This is a genomic window from Flavobacteriales bacterium (assembly GCA_026129465.1).
Lineage (GTDB): Bacteria > Bacteroidota > Bacteroidia > Flavobacteriales_F > PHOS-HE28 > PHOS-HE28.
The window spans coordinates 3632851-3654456 of the sequence record JAHCIA010000001.1 but is presented as its reverse complement, the minus strand read 5'-3'; the positions used below and the strand labels follow the sequence as shown (position 1 = coordinate 3654456).

The 21606-nt window shown below is 62.8% G+C and carries 11 protein-coding genes; 4 read left to right on the top strand and 7 right to left on the bottom strand.

Going from position 1 to position 21606, the window contains the following annotated elements:
* Positions 1–65: 65 nt before the first annotated feature.
* The 3 genes from KIT10_15415 to secDF form a co-directional block, all read right to left on the bottom strand.
* A complete protein-coding gene (locus KIT10_15415) occupies positions 66–1001 on the bottom strand; it encodes a sodium:calcium antiporter (protein ID MCW5900649.1) in 936 nt (311 codons plus the stop codon).
* On the bottom strand, positions 998–1282 hold the full coding sequence (locus KIT10_15410; protein MCW5900648.1) for a twin-arginine translocase TatA/TatE family subunit: 285 nt from the start codon (positions 1280–1282) through the stop codon (positions 998–1000). Before KIT10_15410 ends, KIT10_15415 begins: the two co-directional genes overlap by 4 nt.
* Before the next feature lie 107 nt (positions 1283–1389).
* Positions 1390–4464 (bottom strand): protein translocase subunit SecDF, encoded by a 3075-nt coding sequence (secDF, locus tag KIT10_15405; protein ID MCW5900647.1) that lies wholly within the window; start codon positions 4462–4464, stop codon positions 1390–1392.
* Positions 4465–4621: 157 nt separating this feature from the next.
* Between secDF and KIT10_15400 the strand changes: the two genes are divergently transcribed.
* A complete protein-coding gene (locus KIT10_15400; GenBank protein ID MCW5900646.1) occupies positions 4622–6886 on the top strand; it encodes a T9SS type A sorting domain-containing protein in 2265 nt (754 codons plus the stop codon).
* Positions 6887–6969: 83 nt separating this feature from the next.
* On the opposite strand, the gene mdh is transcribed toward KIT10_15400, so the two are convergent.
* Positions 6970–7911, bottom strand: coding sequence for a malate dehydrogenase (mdh, locus tag KIT10_15395; protein MCW5900645.1), 942 nt, complete (start codon positions 7909–7911; stop codon positions 6970–6972).
* 154 nt (positions 7912–8065) lie between these two features.
* Here mdh and KIT10_15390 point away from each other — a divergent pair, with 154 nt between their 5' ends.
* The 3 genes from KIT10_15390 to KIT10_15380 all read left to right on the top strand — a co-directional run bounded on the left by KIT10_15390 (position 8066) and on the right by KIT10_15380 (position 14509).
* Complete coding sequence (locus KIT10_15390; protein ID MCW5900644.1) at positions 8066–8728, top strand: sigma-70 family RNA polymerase sigma factor; 663 nt, start codon at positions 8066–8068, stop codon at positions 8726–8728.
* A gap of 9 nt (positions 8729–8737) precedes the next feature.
* Positions 8738–9991, top strand: coding sequence for a PKD domain-containing protein (locus tag KIT10_15385; GenBank protein ID MCW5900643.1), 1254 nt, complete (start codon positions 8738–8740; stop codon positions 9989–9991).
* 162 nt (positions 9992–10153) lie between these two features.
* Positions 10154–14509, top strand: a complete 4356-nt coding sequence (locus KIT10_15380) for a choice-of-anchor L domain-containing protein (protein MCW5900642.1) — start codon at positions 10154–10156, stop codon at positions 14507–14509.
* Positions 14510–14584: 75 nt separating this feature from the next.
* Here the strand turns inward: KIT10_15380 and gyrB are convergent, their stop codons facing one another.
* From gyrB to KIT10_15365, 3 genes are all read right to left on the bottom strand, one after another.
* Positions 14585–16540: a DNA topoisomerase (ATP-hydrolyzing) subunit B gene (gyrB, locus tag KIT10_15375; GenBank protein MCW5900641.1), complete on the bottom strand. Its 1956-nt coding sequence runs from the start codon at positions 16538–16540 to the stop codon at positions 14585–14587.
* Positions 16541–16760: 220 nt separating this feature from the next.
* Entirely contained in the window at positions 16761–18476 is a 1716-nt protein-coding gene (locus tag KIT10_15370) for a hypothetical protein (protein ID MCW5900640.1), read from the bottom strand.
* Positions 18473–21556 carry a tetratricopeptide repeat protein gene (locus KIT10_15365; protein MCW5900639.1) on the bottom strand — a complete coding sequence of 1028 codons (3084 nt, stop codon included), beginning with the start codon at positions 21554–21556 and terminating at the stop codon, positions 18473–18475. The genes KIT10_15370 and KIT10_15365 overlap by 4 nt, the downstream gene beginning before the upstream one ends.
* Between the last annotated feature and the right edge of the window lie 50 nt (positions 21557–21606).

The following is a 21606-nucleotide window of genomic DNA, read 5'->3' as shown; positions in this document are numbered from 1 at the left end:
TCAGAAGCAGGGGGTGGCAACCAGAAAGGCACTCAGGGCTGGCGCCACCTGGGGGCCACTGGTGCTCAGCCGCGCTGGAGCACGAACAGGATGTAAAGGGCATAGACCGCCAGCAGCAGGAGGCCGTGCCAGGGACCCATGCGGCGGAAGAGCCACATGAAGGGCAACAGCAACAAGGCGATGACCAGCATGAAGAGCAGGTCCAACTGGAAGTCATCATGGCGCACCGCGATGGGCAGCACCATGGCACTGATGCCCAGGATGCCCAGCAGGTTGAATATGTTGCTGCCGATGAGGTTGCCAATGGAGATGTCCGCCTGCTTGCGGAAGGCCGCGATCAAGGAGGTGACCAGTTCCGGCAGGGAGGTGCCCACGGCCACCACGGTGACACCGATGAGCTGCTCGCTGACACCAAGGGTGCGGGCGATGCCTGCCGCGCCCTCCACGAACCAGTCCGCGCCCTGCCCCAGGCCCACCACACCCAGCACCAGCAACAGCAGGGAACGCCATATGGGGGCACGCACCACGGTACTTGCCGTGGCGGCGCCGGAAGTGGCGCGGCGGCTGCTCCAGACCATCCAGGTGACGTAGCCCACCAGCAGCGTAACGAACAGCATCCCCTCCCATCGCGCCATGCGGTCGTCCTGGATGATCACGGCGAAGAGCAGGCTCACCAGCATCATCACCGGCCAGTGGATGCGACGCGTGTCCCGGTCGGTGGCGATGGGAAAGACCAGGATACAGGCCCCCAGCACCAGGCTCAGGTTGGAGATGTTGGAGCCCACCACGGCCCCCACGGCCATTATGCTGCTGCCTTTCAGCGCGGCCATCAGCGCCACCACCAGTTCGGGAGCCGAGGTGCCCATACTCACCACGGTGAGGCCCACCACCAATGGCGAAATCCGCGCCCGCAGCGCCAGGTCCACGGCGCCGCGGATCATCAGGTCGGCGCCCACGACCAGTATCACCAGACCCACGATGGTCAGCACTACGTCCATCATCGATCGGGTTCGTCCTTGGGCGCTGCGGAAGCGGCTCCATCGGACGGACCATTCCCTTCCAGGAACTGGCGGCGCTGATCCTCCACTTCGCGCCGCACGTCATGTGCCCCGCGATGGATCTCGCGCTGCACCTCCTGGCTGGCATCACGCACCTGGCGGATGGTACGCCCCAAGGTGCGGGCGATGTCTGGGATCCCCTTCGAGCCGAACAGCAACAGCACAACGAGCAGGATGACGACCAGCTCACCACCGCTGATGCTGAAAAGGAGCGCGAAGGTCATGGGCGGTCAAAAGTAGCTCCCGCACACGCCGTTGGGCGATGGGTCCCGGGAATGCGGCAGGCCCTGCGATGCGCAGGGCCTATCACATGCGTTGGCCGAGCGTGGTATCAGTCCACGCGGGCGGGATCCTTGCCCTTGAGCAGGTCCACCACCACGGCGCTGGCCATGAAGATGGAGGAATAGGTGCCCACCAGGATGCCGATGAGCAGGGCGAAGATGAAGCCTTTGATGGCCACGCCACCGAGTATGAAGATGATGAGCAGCACCAGCAGGGTGGTGAGCGAGGTGTTCATGGTGCGGCCCAGGGTGGAGTTGATCGCCTTGTTGATCACCACATCATAGGGTTCACGCTTGTGATCGCGCAGGTATTCCCGGATGCGGTCGAAGACGACCACGGTATCGTTGATGGAATAACCGATCACGGTGAGAATGGCCGCGATGAAGGCCTCGTCGATCTCCATACTGAAGGGCATGAACTTGTAAAGGATGGAGTACAGGCCCAGCAGGATGAGCACGTCGTGCGCCAGGGAGATGAGGCCGCCCAGGCCGAACTGCCAGTTGCGGAATCGCACGGCTATGTATATGAAGATGAACAGCAGGGCCAGCGATAGGGCGGTGATGGCCGAGACCTTGATGTCCGCGCTGATGGAGGGGTCCACCCGGCGAGATTCCATGATGTCGTATCCGCCAAAGGTGCTTCCCAGTCCGGAGTTCAAACGTTCCTCCACGCGGGCGTCCACGTCGGCGCCGGCCTCGTTCACCAGATAGTTGGTGGTCACCTTCACCTGCCGCGCGCCCCCGTAGGTCTTCACATTCACGGTACTCTGTACCCCGCCCTCGCTCATGAAGCGCGGTTCCAAGGCGGTGCGCAGGTCGTCCACACGAACGTCCTGCTGGAACTTGACCACATAGGTGCGGCCACCGGTGAAATCCACGCCCCAGTTGAAGCCAACGGTGGTCATGGAGAAGATGCCCGCCGCGATGATCACGCCGCTGATCATGTAGTAAATGCGGCGCTTGGTCATGAACGGGTAGTTCGCGTTGGCGAAGATGTTCGCGCTCCACCCGCTCCACACGCTGAAGGCCTTGCCCTTCTCAAGGCGTGCGGTGATGATGAGGCGGCTGAGGAAGAGCGCCGTGAACAGCGAGGTGAGGATGCCGATGCCCAGCGTGGTGGCGAAGCCTTTCACCGGACCCGAACCGAACATGTACAGGATGAGCGCCGTGATGAGGGTGGTGACGTTGGAGTCGATGATGGCCGAGAAAGCCCCCTTGTAGCCCAGGTCCACGGCGGCTTTCATGGCGCGGCCACCACGCAATTCCTCCCGGATACGCTCGAATATCAGCACGTTGGCGTCCACCGCGATGCCCATGGTGAGCACGATACCCGCGATGCCGGGAAGCGTAAGTGCCGCCTGCAGCGACGCCAGCGTACCGATGAGCACGAAGAGGTTCACCACCAGGGCCAGGTCGGCGATCCAACCGGCATGGCGGTAGTAGAGCATCATGTAGACCATCACCAGCGCCAGGGCGATGATGAAGGAGAGCATGCCCAGCCGGATGTTCTCGGCGCCCAGCGAGGGACCCACCACGGTCTCATCGATGATGCGCGCGGGGGCGGGCAGCGCACCTGCCTTGAGGATGTTGGCCAGGTCCTCGGCCTCCTGGATCTGCTTGTTCAGGTCGCCTGTTCCGAGGCTGATGCTGGAACGTCCACCGGCGATCTCACCCTGCACGATGGGCGCGCTGTAGACGAGTTCGTCCAGCACGATGGCGATGGCCTTGCCCACGTTCTCCCCGGTCATGAGCTTCCAGATCTGGGCGCCTTCGGGGTTCATCTGCATCACCACCTCCACGTCGCCCTTCATGTTGAAGTCCTGTGCCGCATTGACGATGGAGCTGCCGTCCAGCTTGGGCTTGCCGCCGCGGGGCACACGCAGCGCATAGAGGTTCAGCAGCTGGGCCGAACCGCCTCCCTGCATTTGCACGGCTTCGGCCTTGGCGGCCCAGGCCAGCTTCACGTCAGGGGGCAGCACACCGACCACCTCGGGCATGGCCAGATAACGGTTCACCTGCGCGGTATCACTCAGGCGGGCGTTGCCCACCACGGCCCCGCGCGCCAGGCTGAAACCGCCGGCCTGTGTCTGGAACACGGCGGGCGTTAGCACGGCGAAGAGCGGATTGCGACGGGCGTAGTCGTTCACGTCCAGGGTGTCCGAGGCGGCCTCGGCCTGAACGGTATCGACCGTATCGATCGGAGCCTCCTCCGTGGTCCCATCAGTGGTCACGGTCTCCGCTTCCTCCCCCGCGGGGATGGAATCCTGATTCGCCGGCGCCACGCCCATGCGTTCGGCCAGACGGCTGTTGGCCTGGTCCAGATAGGCGTAGATCTCCTCGTTGTCGTGCACCTCCCAGAACTCCAGGTTGGCGGTGCTCTGGAGCACCTTGCGCACCCGTTCCTTGTCCTTCACCCCGGGCAGTTCGATCTGGATGCGGCCGCTGAACTGCTGCTTCTGGATGCTGGGTTGCGCCACACCGAACTTGTCGATGCGCGTGCGCAGGATCCGCTCGGTGTTGCTCAATGCCGCCTCGGCCTCCCGGCGCAGGGCCTGGAGGTAGTCGTCATCACTGCCCTCCCGATCGAACATGTCCTTACGCTCGGGGGTGTAGAAGATGGCCGAGAGCGGGGCGCGGCCCGGCAGTTTGGTGTATTCCTCGCCGAAGAGGGTGATGAAGTCGGCATCGCCCTGGCGCATGCGGCGCCGAGCATTGTCCACGGCCGTTCGGAAGTTGGCGTCATCGCTGCTCTCACTGAGGTTCACCACCAACTCCGGGATGTCCACCTCCAATGTCACGGCCATGCCGCCCTTGAGGTCAAGACCCAGATTGATCTCCTTCTCCTTGCATTCGGCGTAGGTGTAGCCCAACAAGGGATAGACCTTGTCGTCAGCACGGCGGCGGAGTTCGTCGTTCTCAAAACCGAGAAAGACGGCTTCGCGGTCCAGAATGGTGGAATCGCCACCGGCCTCGTGCGTGGCCAGGAAGAGCGAGTCCGTACGGAAACCCGCTTCCAAAGCGGCCTTGGTCTCGATCCGGCCCGTGAAGAAGGAGAACGAAAGCTGGTAAAAGCACGCCACCGCCAACAGGATGGTGAAGATCCACAGCGCACCTCGATTTTGCATGACCGGTAGGGGGGGTTCTTGAAAGAGGCGGCAAATATAGCGTTGGCGGTCAACGGCGAAAGGGCTTGGGGAACGGCGCTTCGAGGGCATCCGCCGGGCTTACCTTTGAGGCCATATCAGCGGTACGATCCGGCCCAGCTCGACCACCGCTGCCCCCATGCGTATGCTCCCACGATCACTCTGGACGGCGGCCCTGATCGCAGGCGTCGCCACGGGCTTGTTCGCCCAGGGTACCTTCTTCTTCGACCCGAACATCCCCGTGACCCGGCAGGGAACGGCTTTGCCACTGGCCTGGGCCGGCGGACTCAACTTCGTGCAGGTGAGCACCGTCGATCTGGATGGTGACGGCCACCAGGACCTCTTCCTTTTCGACCGCTCGGGCAACGTGGTGGTGACACTTCTGAATGATGGGATACCCGGCCAGGTGTCCTACCGCGTCACCCGGGATTACGACCATATTGACCCCTTCCCCACCCTCCACGACTGGGCGCTGATGCGCGACTACGACTGCGACGGCAGGGAGGACCTCTTCACCTATTCCAATGCGGGCTTCGCGGTTTATCGCAACACGAGCGTGTCCGGAACACTCTCCTTCGAATTGGTCAGCCCACTGGTCTACACCGACTACGTGCTGGGATCCGGCACCGTGATCAACATCAACCTCTGGGTGGCCAGTGTGGACATCCCCGGGCTGGTGGATGTGGATGGCGATGGCGATCTGGACATCCTCACCTTCGGTCTACAGGGAACCAATGTGCAATACCACAAGAATCTGAGCATGGAGCTGTACGGCACCTGCGACAGCCTGGCCTTCGAGCTGCGCAACGAGTGCTGGGGCTTCTTCGCCGAGAATTTCAGCGACAACGGCATCACGCTCAACGCGCCATGCCCATTCAATGTGCCCAACCCGGAGATCGTCCTCGGCGACCAGGAGGCCGAAGGCTTGCCCAAGGCGCACGCGGGCAGCACCGTTTGCCCGATCGACCTGAATGGTGACGGTGTGATGGACGTGCTGCTTGGCGATATCACCTTCAACAATCTCGTCGCACTCTTCAACGGTGGCACTGTGGACCTGGGCAACATGACGACCACGGAGACCTTCTTCCCTGGCAATGACGTGCCGGTGGACCTGGCCCTTTTCCCGGCTGGATACCATATTGACCTGGACAATGATGGCCGCCGCGATCTGGTGGTGAGCCCCAACGCCACCTCCCTGGCGCAGAATGCGCACAGCATGTGGTACTACAAGAACAACGGCACGGAGGCCGCACCGCAATTCAACTTCCAGCAGAACAATGTGTTGCAGGACAGGATGCTGGACTTCGGAGAAGGCGCCTACCCCGTTCCCTTCGATCACGATGGCGATGGCCTGATGGACCTGGTGGTGGCCAACCACGGCTACTTCAACCCCAACGGACCGTATGTGGGCAAGCTGGCCCTTCTGCGCAACACGGGCACCGCCACGGCCCCGGCCTTTGAACTGGTCTCGGACGACTACATGGGGCTCTCCACCAGCGGCATTGGTCTGAGCATGTACCCGGCGTTCGGCGATGTGGATGGCGATGGGGACCTGGACATGTATATCGGCGACCTCCAGGGCCGGATCCACTTCTACCGCAACGTGTCCACCGGGCCTGTAGCGCAGTTCCAATTGGAACAACCGAACATGACCGATGCCTTCGGGGAGATCATCGACGTGGGACAGTTCGCCGCACCCCAACTGATCGACATGGACGATGATGGCCTGCTGGACCTGGTGGTGGGTGAGCGCAACGGCAACCTGAACCTCTACCAGAATACCGGAACGGCCGAAGCGCCCCAATTCACGCTCTCCACGGAGAACCTCGGCGGGGTGAGTACGGTGGACTCCTGGAACTTCCCCGGCCACTCCATACCCTTCGTTCACCGCAACGAGGACGGTGATCGCGAGATCGTACTGGGCTCGGAATCTGGCTGGTTATTCCGCTATGGCGACATCGACGACAACCTCATGGGTGAGTGGACCCGGCTGGATACCGCGTGGCTGGACCTGCGCGATGGACAGCGCACCGGCCTCTGCCTGTACGACTTCACCGGCGATGGCAAGTTGGACCTGGTGCTGGGCAATTACCGCGGTGGGCTGTCCTTCTGGCGCAGCGACGACATCACCGGCACGGGTGGACCGAACGCCAACCTACTCCCCGCATTTCAAGTGGCGCCCAATCCGGCCGCCCAGGAGGTCTTCCTCACGCTCCATTCCGACCCCGCACCTGGCAGCAGTTGGCTGGTGCTGGATGCGATGGGGAGAGAGGTGATGCGGGCAAGGCCCCAAGGGCTGAGGACCGTTCTGGATGTCCAAGGCTTTTCCGCGGGGATATACCTGGTGCGGTTGGAAGGACCCGCACCCACCCCCGGGCAACGGCTGGTGGTTGGTGGCCGATAGCTGGCACAACGAAATTGGGATATGAAGAAGGCGCCTCGCGAGGCGCCTTCTTCTTGTATTTCAGGCTATCGGTCCGGTCCCGATCAGGCCGTGACCTTGTTCATGCCATCGAGCACGTCCATCACTTCCTTCACGGCTTTGGCACTGGCCTTCACCAATTCCATCTCGGCTTCGTCCAGCTTCAGCTCAATGATGCGCTCCACGCCATTGCGGCCCAGGACCACGGGCGCACCCATGTAGATGTCCTTGAGGCCGTACTCGCCGTTGAGCCACACGCAGCAGGGGAACACGCGCTTCTGGTCGCGCACTATGGCTTCCACCATCTGGGCCGCCGCCGTTCCAGGGGCATACCAGGCACTGGTGCCCAGGAGGTTCACGATCTCGCCCCCACCCTTCTTGGTCCGCTCCACAATGGCGTCAAGGCGCTCCTTGTCGATCAATTCGGTGACCGGGATGCCGCCCACGGTGGTGTAACGCGGCAGGGGCACCATGGTGTCTCCATGGCCGCCCATCAGCACAGCCTGGATGTCCTTCGGACTCACATCCAGCGCTTCGGCCAGGAAAGCGCGGTAGCGCGCCGTATCCAGGATACCGGCCATGCCGAACACACGCTGGCTGGGCAGTTTGCTGGTGATGTAGGCGCAATAGGTCATCACGTCCAGCGGGTTGCTCACCACGATGATGATGGCCTCGGGCGAATGCTTCACCACGTTCTCGGTAACGCTCTTCACGATGGCCGCATTGGTGGCGATCAGATCGTCGCGGCTCATGCCCGGCTTGCGGGGAAGGCCACTGGTGATCACCACCACATCGCTACCGGCCGTCTTCGCATAATCATTGGTGGAACCCACCGGGCGGGTATCGAAAAGATTGATCGGGGCGGTCTGCCAGATGTCCAGGGCCTTGCCTTCGGCGGTGCCCTCCTTGATGTCCAGGAGCACCACCTCACGGGCGAGCTCCCAACGGGCCACGGCATCGGCGCAGGTGGCGCCCACATTGCCGGCCCCTATCACGGTCACTTTCATGCTGCTTGTCTGATGTTGGGGTTGGGACTGGGTTTCGACGGGGGCGAAGGTACTGCTGGAGCGCGGCCGGGCATTCGGGCGACATTTTCCATGGAGGCATCCTTCAAGGGGTCCCCTCGTCTATTCGGGGTACATGGCTACCTTGCCCGGCACAATGTCCAGCGTTTTGGCCGACCGAACCTCTTCCTCCAAGGGCGCTACGCACCTGAAGGTGTCGTGGGTCGGGGTGGAGAACCCCGAGGGGGAGGCGGAGCGATCCGGCGAACTGATCGATGGCTGCCTTCAGGAAGACCGACGGGCGCAGCAACGCGTGTACGAACTGTTCTATGGCAAGATGATGGCCGTGTGCCTTCGGTACACGAAGAACACCGACCAGGCCAAGGACATCCTCCAGGACGGCTTCATCAAGGTCTTCCGCAGCATGGATTCCTTCAACCGGGCCGGTTCCTTCGAGGGCTGGATCAGGAGGATCATGGTGAACACCGCCATCGACCATTTCCGCCGTGCGAAGAACTCCTACCTCCTGCTCGGTGAAGAGCGGAGTATCGAGGACTTCGGCGATCAGGACGAAGAGGATGTGCTGGCGGAAGAGAACGAGGAGGAGACATTCGACGTAAAGCCGGCCGATGTGATCAACGCCATGCAGAAATTGACCCCGGCCTACCGAACGGTGTTCAACCTGTACGTGTTCGAGGAACTCACCCACAAGGAGATCAGCGAGATGCTGGGCATCAACATCGGCACCTCGAAAAGCAACCTGGCCAAGGCCAAGATCAATCTGAAAAAACTGCTCAACAAGGGGCGCTCGCCCCGATAAGCCTCATCGATGATGAAGGATCATGATGCATTCGAACGCTCCTTGAAGGATGCGCTGGCGCACTATGAGGTGCCCTACAATTCTGCCGACTGGGCCAAGCTGGAACAACGCTTGGGCGCCCCCCGGGGCAAGGCTTGGCAGACCTCGGCGGGCCTGTATGTGCTGCTGTTCGCCGGAAGCCTGGCCGTGGCCACCACACTGCACCAACTCTTCCAAGAGGTGAACATGGTGGATGGAACTGGCCAAGGATCCGGATCGATCTTGGCTGAGACACCTGAGACGGACAGCGCCACGGCTCCCTCGGGGCTGGTGCTGGAGCAGGAGAGCGTCTCCGTAAAGGCAGGAACGCCGAGCGAAGCTTCCGACGACGAACATGACAGGCGTTCCAACAGGCCCCGCCAGCCCTCGACCACACCAGCCTCACCTGTGGCCATGCCTCCATCGGAGAGCGGGGCCGGCGCCAGACCCGCAGTTACTTCCACAGCATCGGTCGTCAAACCCAGTATCACCGAAGGATGCCCCGGAACCACGGTGAACTTCCACTTGGAGAACATTCCGGATGATGGTATCCATCTGTGGAATTTCGGCGACGGCAGCTTCTCCAACAAGGCCAAGCCCACACACACCTATGCCAAGGCGGGCACCTATGAGGTGACACTGTCCTACTCTTCCTTGGGTGGCGGCAATTTCGCCAACAAGCCGGCCTCTGATCGGATCGTGATCCATGAGGCACCCGAAGCCGCATTCCAGTTCCACCGGAGGGAGTTCCCCAATACGGTCCCCTCCGTGCATTTCGAGAACCATAGTGTGCATGGGAAGAAGTTCCACTGGGACTTCGGCGACGGCCACACGAGCACCATCGCCCACCCCGATCATGTTTACAAGAAGAAGGGCGACCACGTGGTGACCCTGACCGTGACCAACGACAAAGGCTGTGTGGATCGTGTGGAGCGCGTAGTGCGGATCGAGAGTGACTACGAACTCTTGGCTCCGAAGGCATTCTCGCCCAACGACGATGGTGTGAACAACCAGTTCATGCCCGAAGCGTTGCGAACCCTGGGCGCCAAGTTCCACATGTCCATTTTCGATGGCTCCACCGGGCAACTGTTGTATGAAACGAACGACCCCGGCCGGCCATGGAACGGTCGCATCAGCAACCGAGGCGACAAGTGCGCACCCGGCGAATACGTGTGGGTGGTGGAGATGAAGGACGGAGAGAAGCTCGGAGGCACCTACAACGGCAAAGTGAGCCTGGTCCGCTGATGTCTCCAATAGCTTGAGCAAGATGAAAAGCCCGGAATTGCCGGGCTTTTCCATGAACAGCCCCATGGACCAACCTTCCGGCCGCCCCGTGCGTCTACTGTCCGGCCACATCCGCCGAACCTGTTCGGAAACAGCCGATATTCGCGAAGCCTCAACCAGGACATGAGATCGACCCTTGCCGTTCTCGCCCTTGCGGCATGTGCCTCCGTCGCCAGTGCACAGCTCGTCATCAGCACCGCCCCCACACCGCAGCAGCTTGTGCAGAACATCCTGCTGGGCGACGGTGTGACGGCCTTCAACATCACCTACAACGGAGTGGGCGCGCCACCGCCCAACCAACCGGGCCGGGGTTCCTTCAATGTGATCAACAGCAACCTGGGGCTGCAGTCCGGCGTGATCCTCTCTTCAGGAAACGTGATGCAAGCGGCGAACCCGGGCACCTTCTTCGCCAGCACCGCGCTGAACACCGGCATCGATGCGGACCTCACCCTGCTAGCGGGCACTACGATCTACGACAGGTCCATCCTCACCTTCGAATTCATCCCCACCGGTGACACGCTGCGGTTCCGATACGTCTTCGGCTCGGAGGAGTATCCCACTTACGTGTGCAGCAGCTTCAACGATGCCTTCGGATTCTTCCTCAGCGGGCCGGGTATCACGGGTCCCTATTCGAACAACTCGGCCAACATCGCGCTGATCCCGAACACCAACATCCCGGTGACGATCAACACGGTGAACAGCGGTGTGCCCGGCGCTTCCGGCTCCGCTTCGATCTGCGCCGCTGCCGGCGGCCCGAACTGGCAGCAGAACAACATCTACTACGTGAACAACCAGTTCGGCGCCACGGTGGCCTACAACGGTTTCACCACGGTGCTCACGGCCTTCGCACTGGTGCAGTGCGGGCAGACCTACCGCATCAAGATCGCCGTGGGCGACGGCTTCGATACGGGCTTCGATTCGGCCGTCTTCCTCGAAGCCGGCAGCTTCACCAGCACCGGGCAGGTGAATGCCTCCCTGCCCAGCGGAACGGGCGTGGTGAACGGCAACACCATGCTGGAGGGCTGTGGGCCTTACGAGATCACTTTCGAGCGCACAGGCGATGTGGTGGACCAGATGGTGGCCAACCTCTCGGTATCAGGTACCGCCACGCCGGGTGTGGATTATGCTCCAGCCCTGCCCGCCCAGATCTTATTCCCACCGGGCCAAGCCACGGTGAGCGTGACGATCGATGTGCCGCTGGACCCGGACGGGCTGGAAACACTCATCATCGGCGTAACACCTGAGAACCAACCTTGCTCGGGACCCAATGCAGGCACCGAGTTCACCTACTACATTGACAGCGCACCGCCGATATCGATCCAGGCGGCCGACATCAACGGCGCTTGCGGTCAAACGTATGTGCTGGCCCCCGTGGTCAGTGGGGCGCTGGGCCAGTACAGCTACGCGTGGAGCACGGGTGCGAATACCCCCACGATCACCGTATCGCCGGATGTGACCACAACCTATACGCTGACGGTAAGCGCCCCCTGTGGTGCCGATCCGGTCACGGCCAATATCACGGTGAACTTGCCGGTGTACGATCCCATTACGGTGGATCTCGGTGCTCCCTTGGAGATCGAATGCCAGGGCACTGGAACGATCACCGCGATCTCCACTGCGGGAGGCAACGGCAACTACACCTATGGCTGGACGGTGAACGGTGCGCCATATGGCAACGGGCCTTCCATCACCGTACCCTCCGGACCGCCCACCTGGTATGTGGTGACCGTGACCGACGGCTGCGGTGATAGTATCCAGGACAGCCTCCTGGTCACTTCGGTGCCGCTCACACCTATCGTGGTGGATCTGACGCCCTATACCTCCACCATCTGCCAAGGCACCACGGTCGGACTGAACGTGGATGACATTACTGGTGGTGGCGGCACTTTCACGCTCGATTGGACCGACCAGGGCGGTGGATCGCTGGGCAATGGCATGGGCATCTCCGTTTCGCCAGCCAGCAGCCAGACCTACACGCTGACCGTGACCGACCAATGCGGCCAGAGCCAGGTCGTGTCCATACCGATCACCGTGAACGCACCCTCCAATGCGGGTGCGGGGACATCCATCACCCTGTGCAGTGCCGGCGCGGTGGTGGATCTCTTCGGCCAGTTGGGCGGTACACCACAGGCGGGCGGCTCGTGGAGTGGCCCAAATGGCCCAACGGGCAACAACTTCGATCCCACCACGGGTGTCAGCGGCGCATACACCTACACGGTGCCCGGACTTTCGCCCTGCCCCGATGTTTCAGCGACGATCAATGTGACAGTGAACGCCGCACCGAACGCCGGTGGAAACGGTTGGCTGACACTCTGTTCTTCCGGTGTGCCCACGGATCTTTTCGCCCAACTGGAAGGATCTCCACAAACGGGTGGTACTTGGATCGGCCCTTCCGGAACGCATACCGGTCCCTTCGATCCTGCGGTCCATCTTCCTGGGACCTACACCTACACCATCCAAGGCCAGGCGCCCTGTGTGAGCGCCTCCGCTGCGGTGCAAGTGTCGGTCTCTGCTGCCCCAAGCGCGGGCACCAATGGGACCTTGACCCTGTGTTCATCGGATGCCGCGGTAGCGCTCTTCAGCCAGTTGGGCGGCACGCCACAAGCCGGAGGAATCTGGACCAACCCAAGCGGCGGTGCCTTTGGTGGCAACTTCAACCCAGCCGTACATGCCGCTGGCACATACACCTACACGGTCCAAGGTCCAGCTCCCTGTCCGCCCGCTACGGCCACGGTGACGATGTCCGTGAACACCGCACCCAACGCGGGCACCAACGTCACCCTCGCGCTTTGTTCCAACCAGGCGCCGATCGACCTCTTCGCTTCGCTGGGCGGACAACCGAATGTGGGTGGCACCTGGCAGGGGCCGAGCGGCGCCTTCAGCGGGCCTTTCGACCCTGCGATCCACACGGCAGGCACCTACACTTATAACGTCATCGGATCGTCTCCCTGCCCCAGTGCGAGTTCCACGGTGACGATCGGAGTAACTCAAGCCCCCTTCGCAGGAGGAAGCAGCAATTTGTTGGTCTGTCCAGAGGCGGATCCCATTGACCTGTTCGGCCAACTGGCAGGCTCACCTGACCTGGGCGGTTCATGGACCACCTCCAATGGTAGTCCGCACAACGGAATATTCGACCCATCGATCAACCCAGGTGGATACTATACCTACACCGTCAACAGCGGCCCAGCCTGCCCGCCCGCTACCGCGACGGTCACTGTGACCATTCCGGTCCAGACCCCTGCCTTCGCTGGTGCGGATGCCGTGAGCTGCTCCTTGAGCTACACTTTGGCGGCGGCCAACAACTGGACCAGCGGCACTTGGAGCGGCCCGCCCGGTGTGGTCTTCACCGATCCCAATTCGCCCACCAGCGGCGTAAGCGCCAACGTAGGCGGCAGCTACACCCTCACATGGAGTACTGTGTCGCAGTTCGGCTGCGTGGGTGAGGACCAGGTGACCATCACCCTGACCGTACCCTTGAGCGCCACGGCCACTGCCACCGATGCCATTTGCCACCAAGCGTGCAACGGTACGGTCGCCGTGCAGGCCACTGGCGGCAACCTCGGCCAGGGTGGTTACACCTACAGCTGGCCCGCCGGGGTGAGCGGCAACGCTGCCGGCAACGGTACCAACATCTGCGCGGGCAACTACGCGGTGACGGTGAGCGACATGAACGGATGCACGGCACAGGCGAACTTCAGCGTGGCGCAACCGCCACCGGTGCAGATCGACGATGTGTCCTCCGTACGTGTCACCTGCCCGGGCGATTGTGATGGGAGCATCGCGGTGGACGCGCCCGATGGCGTGTCCTTCAGTGTGGACAATGGTCTCACCTGGCAGGGCGAAGCGGAATTCACCGGCCTCTGCGCTGGCAACTGGACCGTGGCGGTGCAGGACGCCACAGGCTGCGTCAACTTCGCCAGCATCCAAATTCCCAGCCCGCCTCCGGTCTCAGCCGGTTTCACCTGGTCGCCATTCAATCCCACGGCGCTATCACCTGGCGTGTGGTTCCAAAGCGCTTCCAGCAGCGATGTGACGACCTGGGCCTGGAATTTCGGCGGCGCAGGAACCGACCAGTCCGAAGCACCCTTCTTCCTCTTCCCCGGCATCCTGGGTGGCAGCTATACCGTCTGCCTCACGGTGACGAACGCGGATGGCTGCAGCGATGAGATCTGCCGCACGATCGTGGTGCGTGATGAACTGGAGGGCCACCTGCCGAACGCCTTCACGCCCGATGGCGACGGCCTCAACGACGTGTTCATCCCCGTTTTCACACACGACAACGTGGTGGACTTCGAGTTCATGATCTTCGACCGCTGGGGCGAGCGCCTGTTCCAGACCACCGACCGCACGGAAGGCTGGGACGGCACGCTGGGCGGGCAAATGGTGAAGAGTGAAGTGTACGTATGGATCCTGCGGTTCCGCGACCCGCTGTCGAGCGACCGCGTGGAAAGGCGGGGTCATGTGACGGTGCTGCGTTGATCCGTGCGCATCCATTCCGCCATGAAAAAGCCCCGGCATTGACCGGGGCTTTCGCTTGGTTGGAGATGATGCGGATCAGACGTCCAGTTTGGCGTACACGGCGTTCTTCTCGATGAACTCTCGGCGCGGTGGCACCTCGTCGCCCATGAGCATGCTGAAGATGCGGTCCGCTTCGGCGCCGTTCTCGATGGTCACCTGGCGCAGCGTGCGGCGGCTGGGGTCCATGGTGGTCTCCCAAAGCTGCTCGGCGTTCATTTCACCAAGGCCTTTGTAGCGCTGCACATTGATGGAGGCGTCCTTGTTGTTGGCACGCATGCGCTCCATGGTGGCATCGCGCTCGGCGTCGGTCCAGCAGTAGACCTGCTCCTTGCCCCGTTTCACCAGGTACAATGGTGGCGTGGCGATGTAGAGATGACCGTTCTCGATCAACTGCTGCATGTGGCGGAAGAAGAAGGTCATGATCAGCGTCTGGATGTGGCTGCCGTCCACGTCGGCGTCGCACATGATCACGATCTTGTGGTAGCGCAGCTTCTCCAGGTTCAAGGCCTTGCTGTCCTCGGTGGTGCCGATGCTCACGCCCAGTGCCGTGTAGATGTTCCGGATCTCCTCGTTGTCGAGGATCTTGTGCTGCATGGCCTTCTCCACGTTGAGGATCTTGCCCCGCAGCGGCAGGATGGCCTGGAACTCCCTGTTGCGGCCCTGCTTGGCCGTGCCACCGGCTGAATCGCCCTCCACCAGGAACAGTTCGCTGGCACCGGGATCCTTGCTGGAGCAATCGGCCAGCTTGCCGGGCAGGCCACCGCCGCTGAAGGCGCCCTTGCGCTGCACAAGCTCGCGGGCCTTGCGGGCGGCATGGCGCGCCGTGGCGGCCAGGATCACCTTGTCCACGATCTGCTTGGCGTCCCGGGGGTGTTCCTCCAGATAGTTCTCCAGCATCTCGCTCACGGCGATGTCCACCGCGCCCATCACCTCGTTGTTGCCCAGCTTGGTCTTGGTCTGGCCCTCGAACTGGGGTTCCTGCACCTTCACACTGATGACCGCGGTGAGGCCCTCTCGGAAGTCATCGCCGCTGATCTCGAACTTGAGCTTCTGCGTGGCACCGCTGTTGTCCGCGTACTTCTTCAGCGTGCGGGTAAGCCCGCGGCGGAAACCCGCCAGGTGTGTCCCCCCCTCGTGGGTGTTGATGTTGTTGACGTAGCTGTGGAGGTTCTCGTTGTAGGAGTCGTTGTAGACCATGGCGATCTCCACAGGGATGCCCTGCTTCTCGCCCTCCATGTAGATCACGTCCTGGATCAGCGGAACGCGCGTCCCGTCCAGGAACTTCACGAATTCCACCAGGCCCTGCTCGCTGAAGAAGGTCTCGTTCACGAAGCTGCCATCCTCGGTCGTGCGGCGCTCGTCCGTGAGGGTGAGTTTGACGCCCTTGTTCAGGTAGGCCAGTTCGCGCAGGCGTGCGGCCAGGGTGTCGTAGTTGTATTCACTGACCTGGAAGATGGTATTGTCCGGCGTGAAGGTGACGATGGTACCCCGGTAGTCCGTGGTCCCCACTTCCTTCACCGCGTAATGGGGCCGGCCTTCGCCGTACTCCTGCCGGTAGAGTTTGCCATCGCGGTGCACCTCGGCCATCAGATGGCTGCTCAACGCGTTCACACAGCTCACGCCCACGCCGTGCAGTCCGCCGGAGACCTTGTAGCTGTCCTTGTCGAACTTGCCCCCGGCGTGCAGCACGGTCATCACCACCTCCAGGGCGCTGCGGCCCTCCTTCGCGTGGATGTCCACCGGGATGCCCCTGCCGTTGTCCTTCACCCGGATGCTGTTGCCCTCCAAGATGGTCACCTCCACCGTATCGCAGTGCCCCGCAAGGGCCTCGTCGATGCTGTTGTCCACCACCTCGTACACCAGGTGGTGCAGGCCTTTCACGCCGATGTCGCCGATGTACATCGCGGGGCGTTTGCGCACCGCTTCGAGGCCCTCCAACACCTGGATGCTGTCGGCCGAATAGGCGGCCGCGGCTTTCTTCTTCTCGCTCATTTCGATCACTGTCTCGGACATGTTCTTCGGGTCTTTCCACCCCTCGTTCCGAAGGGTGTGCGAAGGTACGGAACATGGCGGTCCTGACCGGCCGTTTTCCCAACAACGACGCGGGTTTTGTTGATATCTATACCCGCCGCGGGATTTGCAATTTCCGGGGGATATGTTATGCCCTCCGGCCGGGCGGCTTCACCTGTGCTTCACGCCCCCTTCACAAGCCTCAGAAGGCATAGGTGGCGCCCCCCATCACCAGTCCGCGCTGCACCGGGTATTTGGACCAGCGCTCGTATTTGCTGGCGCTGAGGTTGCTCATGTCCAGAAATACGCTCAGGCGCTTGGTGTAGCGGTATTCGGCGCCCAGATAGAGGTCCATGAAGCCGTCCAGCTCCACCGTGGTGCTGGGGTTGGGCAATTCGCCCGGCAGGGGCGGCACCGGCAGGCGAAAGGCGGGGCGGCGCCCCAGGAACTGCGCCTCGGCCTTCAGGATGAGTTTGTCGCGCATGCTGTAGCGGCCACCCAAGGACAGCCTGTAGGGCGGCAGATTCCACGCTTCGGCCTGGTTCTTCACCTCATAGCTCATCACCTCCATACGTCCATTGAAGCTGATGGATTCCCGCAGCCGGTAGCGCAGCTCGCCGCTCAGGGTGAGGATGTCCACCTGGTCGTAGATCACGGCCATGCGGTCGCCGAATGGTTCGTTGGGCAGGTTCACGAAGAGGGGCATCTCGCCGATGCGGGCCGTGCTCACGCGGACATCGAAGCCCAGATGGCGGCTGAAGCTGCCGCGCAGGCCACCGAACACATCATACTGCCGGTTGGTGTTCACCAGGTTCGGTGCACCGGTGAGCCAGGGATTCTCGCGTGTGAGGCTGCGGAAGCTGTTGCGCTCCTTGCGGCCGTCCACGCCGGCGTATGGCACCAGGATGTCCTCGAACAGGCTGTAGCTGGCGAAGAAGTTCGGGTAGAAGTGGAAGGTGCTGCGGCCCTGCGCGTCCAGGAACAGGCCGGCGCCCACCCGCACCACGTACTTGCGGCCCGTGGTGCTCACCGCCGGGGTGAGGCCCAGCAGGGTGCCGCTGATGCGCTCCTCCCCGAGCAGGCCTCCGAGGTCGGCGCGGTAGGCGTTGTTGTCCACCAGCACGCCCAGCGTGAAGTGCTCGTTGCCTTCGCGCTTGCCCAAGTCGGCGCCGAAACGGATGTTGGTCTCGCGGCTGCCGCTGAGGTTGCTGTAGGCATGCACCTCCATGCCCGCGTCGTAGGCCAGGCGGGTGCTGTCCTTGTAAAGGCTGCGCAGCCGGCCCGCGAAGCCCACGTCGTTGTAGATCTGCTTCGAGAAGTCCTCCGGGGCCACGATCACGCCCTGCTCGGCGCTGATGCTGTCGCTGGCGGTGTAGCCGTAGTAGCTCACCCGGCGGCGGTCGTAGATCAAGCGGCCGGCCACTTCGTGCTCCGGCAGGAAATGCGCGTAGTGGCCGTCGATGCTGTTGAAGCTGTAATCGCTCGGACCCACATCGTCGATGCCACCATTGCTGCTGAAATGCTTGGCGTGCAGGCCCCAGGTGTTCATGCGCGATCGTGTCTGGTCGAAATGCAATTCGCCGAGGGGCGTGGTGTAGAGGCCGAAGCCCGCCTTCACATAACCCTTGTAGAGGCGCGGCTGCGGGGACAGCACGGTGAGTCTTGCCGGCGCGATGCTGTCCACGCGTGGCGGTATGTCGGCCTGCACGGTGAGCAGTTGATAGCTCACCGGGCGATCCGGAAGTATCGTGTCCAGGGGTTGTGGCCGCAGGTCGATCTTGCGCGCATCAGCGATGGTGGGGCTGAAGATGCCCTGGATCACGTACTCGCCACCTGGCTGGCCACCCTGTGCCATGGCCGCCTGCGGGATGGCCGACACCGCAGCGAGGAGGAGCAGGTGCTGGATCTTGGCGCTCATCGTCCGTCGGGGCTGGGCAGGGCGATCTCCGGCGCATCCTGCGGGGTGGTGGTGGTCTTGGGCCTCTCGCTGGCCTCGATCTCGGCCAGTCGCTGCTTGGCCTGGGCCACCAGATCCGGCTCATTGCTGTTGTCCGCCACGCTCTGCAATGTGGCCTTCGCCTGGAAGAGGTCGCCCAGCGCCACGTACACATCACCCAGCAGGATGAAGGCGCGGGCCTTCCAATGGTCGTAGGCGGGATAGCGCTGCGCCAGTTCGAAGACCTCCTTCTCGGCGTCCTTGTGGCGGCCCTGCAGGTGGCGGATGTAGGCTTGGTGGAACTTGGCCTCGGCGCCGAGCTGGTTCACACTGGCGGTGCTCACGTTGCGGAAGGCGGTGTAGGCGGCATCATGCTCGCCCTTGTGCAGGTGGTCATGCGCCACCAACAGGCCCGCCTCGGCCTTCAGATCGGCGGTGGCATCGGTGTTGTCCAGAACGCTCCTCGCCGCAGCCGCCGCTTCGCCGGGGCGCTTCAACTCCTTCAGGCTGCGCATGCGCCCCACCTGGGCCGCCAACTTGTTCTGCGGGAAGCTCGCCACGCTTTCCAAACGGGTGAAATGGCCCAAGGCACCCTCCCAGCGCTGCTGCCGGAAGTGGATGTCGCTGGCACCGAACAGCGCGCTTTCCAGGAACTGCGCCGCGTTGGCCTCCACCACGGCCTCCAGATCGGGCAGGGCCTGGTCGTACTGGCCCGCCCGGTAGTGGCAGTCGCCGCGGTAGAAGCGCGCGTTCAACGCATAACCGCCGCGCGGGTACTTGTCCAGGTAGTCGCCCAGCGCACCGATGGCCTGCGCGCATTTGCCGTCCATGTACAGGGCCTCCGCGCTGCGGAAGTACTTCTCGTCCAGGTCCAGCGTGGCGGGGTCCACGAATTTCAGCGTGCGCACATAGGCCTCGTACTCGGCCACGCGCCCCTGCTCCACGTAGATGGATTCGATGCCCGACAGCGCGTCCTTGGCGCCGTCCATGGTGGGGTACTTCGCTACGATGGCCTTGAACTGTTCCAGCGCCTTGTTCGCATCACCCTGCCGGCGGTGGATGAGCGCCGTCTGCAACATGCTCTGCCGCACGTGCGGGCTGTTGGGGTGCTGGGCGATGAGCTGGCCGTAGTGCTTCATGGCCTCGCTGTCGTTCTCCATGTTGATGTACGTCTCGCCCAGCTGGAACTTTGCATCGGCGGCGTAGCGCGAGTCGGGCTTCTCGTTCAGCAGCGCCTTCAGGGTGGCGATCTTGCCGTTGTTGTCGCGCAGCAGTCCCTGCACCACGCCCTTCTGGTATTGCGCGTAGTCGCGGTCCGGGCCCTGGATCTTCATGGCGTCGTCGTACCACTTCTGGGCCTGGGCGTTGTCCCGCATCACGAAGTAGCTGTCGCCGATGCGCATCATGGCATCGGCGCGCTGGCGGGGTTCGCCGCCTTTGGAGAGCACGAAGCGGCGGAAGGCGATGGCGGCTTCGCCATGGTCCTTCAGCTTGAAGTAGGTGTAGCCCATGCCGTAGCCAGCCTGCTCGTAGAGATCGGAAGCGTACGCACCGGGCAGGTTGCGCAGGTCGTCGTACTTGCGCAGCGCGCCCTGCAGGTCGCCCTTGCCGTAGTAGCTCTCGGCCATCCAGAAGTGGGCCTGCGCCGTCACGCGCTGGTTCACGCGATACTTCAGCGCCCGCTCGAAAAAGAGCGCCGCATCGGCGTACTTGCGGCCCTCGTAAAGCTCCACGCCGCGGTCGTGCGCCAACCGCTGGTAGGCCTCCTGCAGGCGGATGTCCTTCTGCTTGATCTCGTCCAAGGCCTCCAGCGCCGCTTCGTAGTTCTTCGTCTTCAGGTAAACGCTCAACAGGAACTCGTAGGCCTCATCGCGGCGCGGGGTGTTCGGGTATGTGCGCAGATAGTTGCGCAGCGCATTGATCGCCTCGTGGTAGGGATCGAAGCTCAGTTCGTAGCTCAGCTTGGCGTACTGGAACAGTGCGTCCTCGGTCACCTTCTGGTCATGGCCCAACTCGTAGGCGCGCTTGAAGGCGTTTCGCGCGAAGGCCTTCTCGCTCTTCTTCAGGTAGCAGTCGGCCATGTGGTAGGTGGCCAGTTGGGCTATGCTGTCGTCGCCATTGGCCACCAGATTGAATTCGGCCAGCGCCTTGGGGCAGTCGCCGCTGCGGTAATAGGCATAGCCCAGGATGTAGCGGTCCTGCCGGTCCACGCCCACGCGCTGCGCGCTCTTCTCCAGGTAGGGCACCGCCTCGGCGAATCGTCCGCTGCGGTAGTTCGCCTCGCCCGCCAGCCGGTTGATCTCGTTGATGCGCTTGGCGCCCTGTGGATCGTCCAGCAGCGGCTTCACATAGGCGTCGAGTTCCTCATACCTGCCTTGCAGGAAGAGGATCTCGGCGATGTAGAAGGGCACGATCTTGCCGAAGTCCTCATCGTTCTTGAGCCGCTCGAAGCCTTTCAAGGCCGTCTCGTGGTTGCCGCGCTCGTACTCGATGTGCGAAGCGTAGTAGAGCGCAGGCTTGCCGTAGGTGCCACCCTCGGCCACTTCAGCGAATTCGCCCAGCGCATGGGGCTTGTCCCCTTCCTGGAAGTACGCGTAGCCACGCTTGAAGCGGTACTCCTGCAACTCCTCGTCCTGCAGGCCGAAGCGGTCCACCTTCTCGCTCCAGGCGATGGCTTCCGCCCACTTGCGTTGCGCGAAGGCGTGCTTGAAGATCTCGAAGCGCACCTCGGGCACATGCTGGCTTTCGGGGTGCTCGGCGAGGAAGTCGCGCAGGCGTTTGCCGGCATCGTCGTTGAAAAGGCGCACGGCGCAGAGGGCCAGGTGGAACTCCGCCTCGGTGCGCACCAGATCGCGAGGATCGCGTATGCGTTCGAGCACGCGCTCCAGCTCGAATCGTGCCGCGCCGTACTGGGCCTTGTGGAACAGCTCCAGCGCATGCACGATGTCGGCGTCCTGGTGCTCAAAATGGGCCGGGCGCTGCGCGGCGGCGAACGGGCATGCCACCATGGCGATCGCCACAGGCAGCAGGAGGCGCAGGATGTTGATGGCCATCATCTTCAAGCGGTCAAAGGTCCGGGAGCGCTGGTCGGGTGCAGGGAAATCTGGGGTTG

What these genes read in the sequence shown, in the direction of transcription:
- KIT10_15390 (MCW5900644.1), top strand. Translation starts at nt 8,066, where the DNA reads ATGTCCAGCGTTTTGGCCGACCGAACCTCTTCCTCCAAGGGCGCTACG.
- mdh (MCW5900645.1), bottom strand. Translation starts at nt 7,911, where the DNA reads ATGAAAGTGACCGTGATAGGGGCCGGCAATGTGGGCGCCACCTGCGCC.
- secDF (MCW5900647.1), bottom strand. Translation starts at nt 4,464, where the DNA reads ATGCAAAATCGAGGTGCGCTGTGGATCTTCACCATCCTGTTGGCGGTG.
- KIT10_15400 (MCW5900646.1), top strand. Translation starts at nt 4,622, where the DNA reads ATGCGTATGCTCCCACGATCACTCTGGACGGCGGCCCTGATCGCAGGC.
- KIT10_15380 (MCW5900642.1), top strand. Translation starts at nt 10,154, where the DNA reads ATGAGATCGACCCTTGCCGTTCTCGCCCTTGCGGCATGTGCCTCCGTC.
- KIT10_15385 (MCW5900643.1), top strand. Translation starts at nt 8,738, where the DNA reads ATGATGAAGGATCATGATGCATTCGAACGCTCCTTGAAGGATGCGCTG.
- KIT10_15370 (MCW5900640.1), bottom strand. Translation starts at nt 18,476, where the DNA reads ATGAGCGCCAAGATCCAGCACCTGCTCCTCCTCGCTGCGGTGTCGGCC.
- KIT10_15410 (MCW5900648.1), bottom strand. Translation starts at nt 1,282, where the DNA reads ATGACCTTCGCGCTCCTTTTCAGCATCAGCGGTGGTGAGCTGGTCGTC.
- gyrB (MCW5900641.1), bottom strand. Translation starts at nt 16,540, where the DNA reads ATGAGCGAGAAGAAGAAAGCCGCGGCCGCCTATTCGGCCGACAGCATC.
- KIT10_15415 (MCW5900649.1), bottom strand. Translation starts at nt 1,001, where the DNA reads ATGATGGACGTAGTGCTGACCATCGTGGGTCTGGTGATACTGGTCGTG.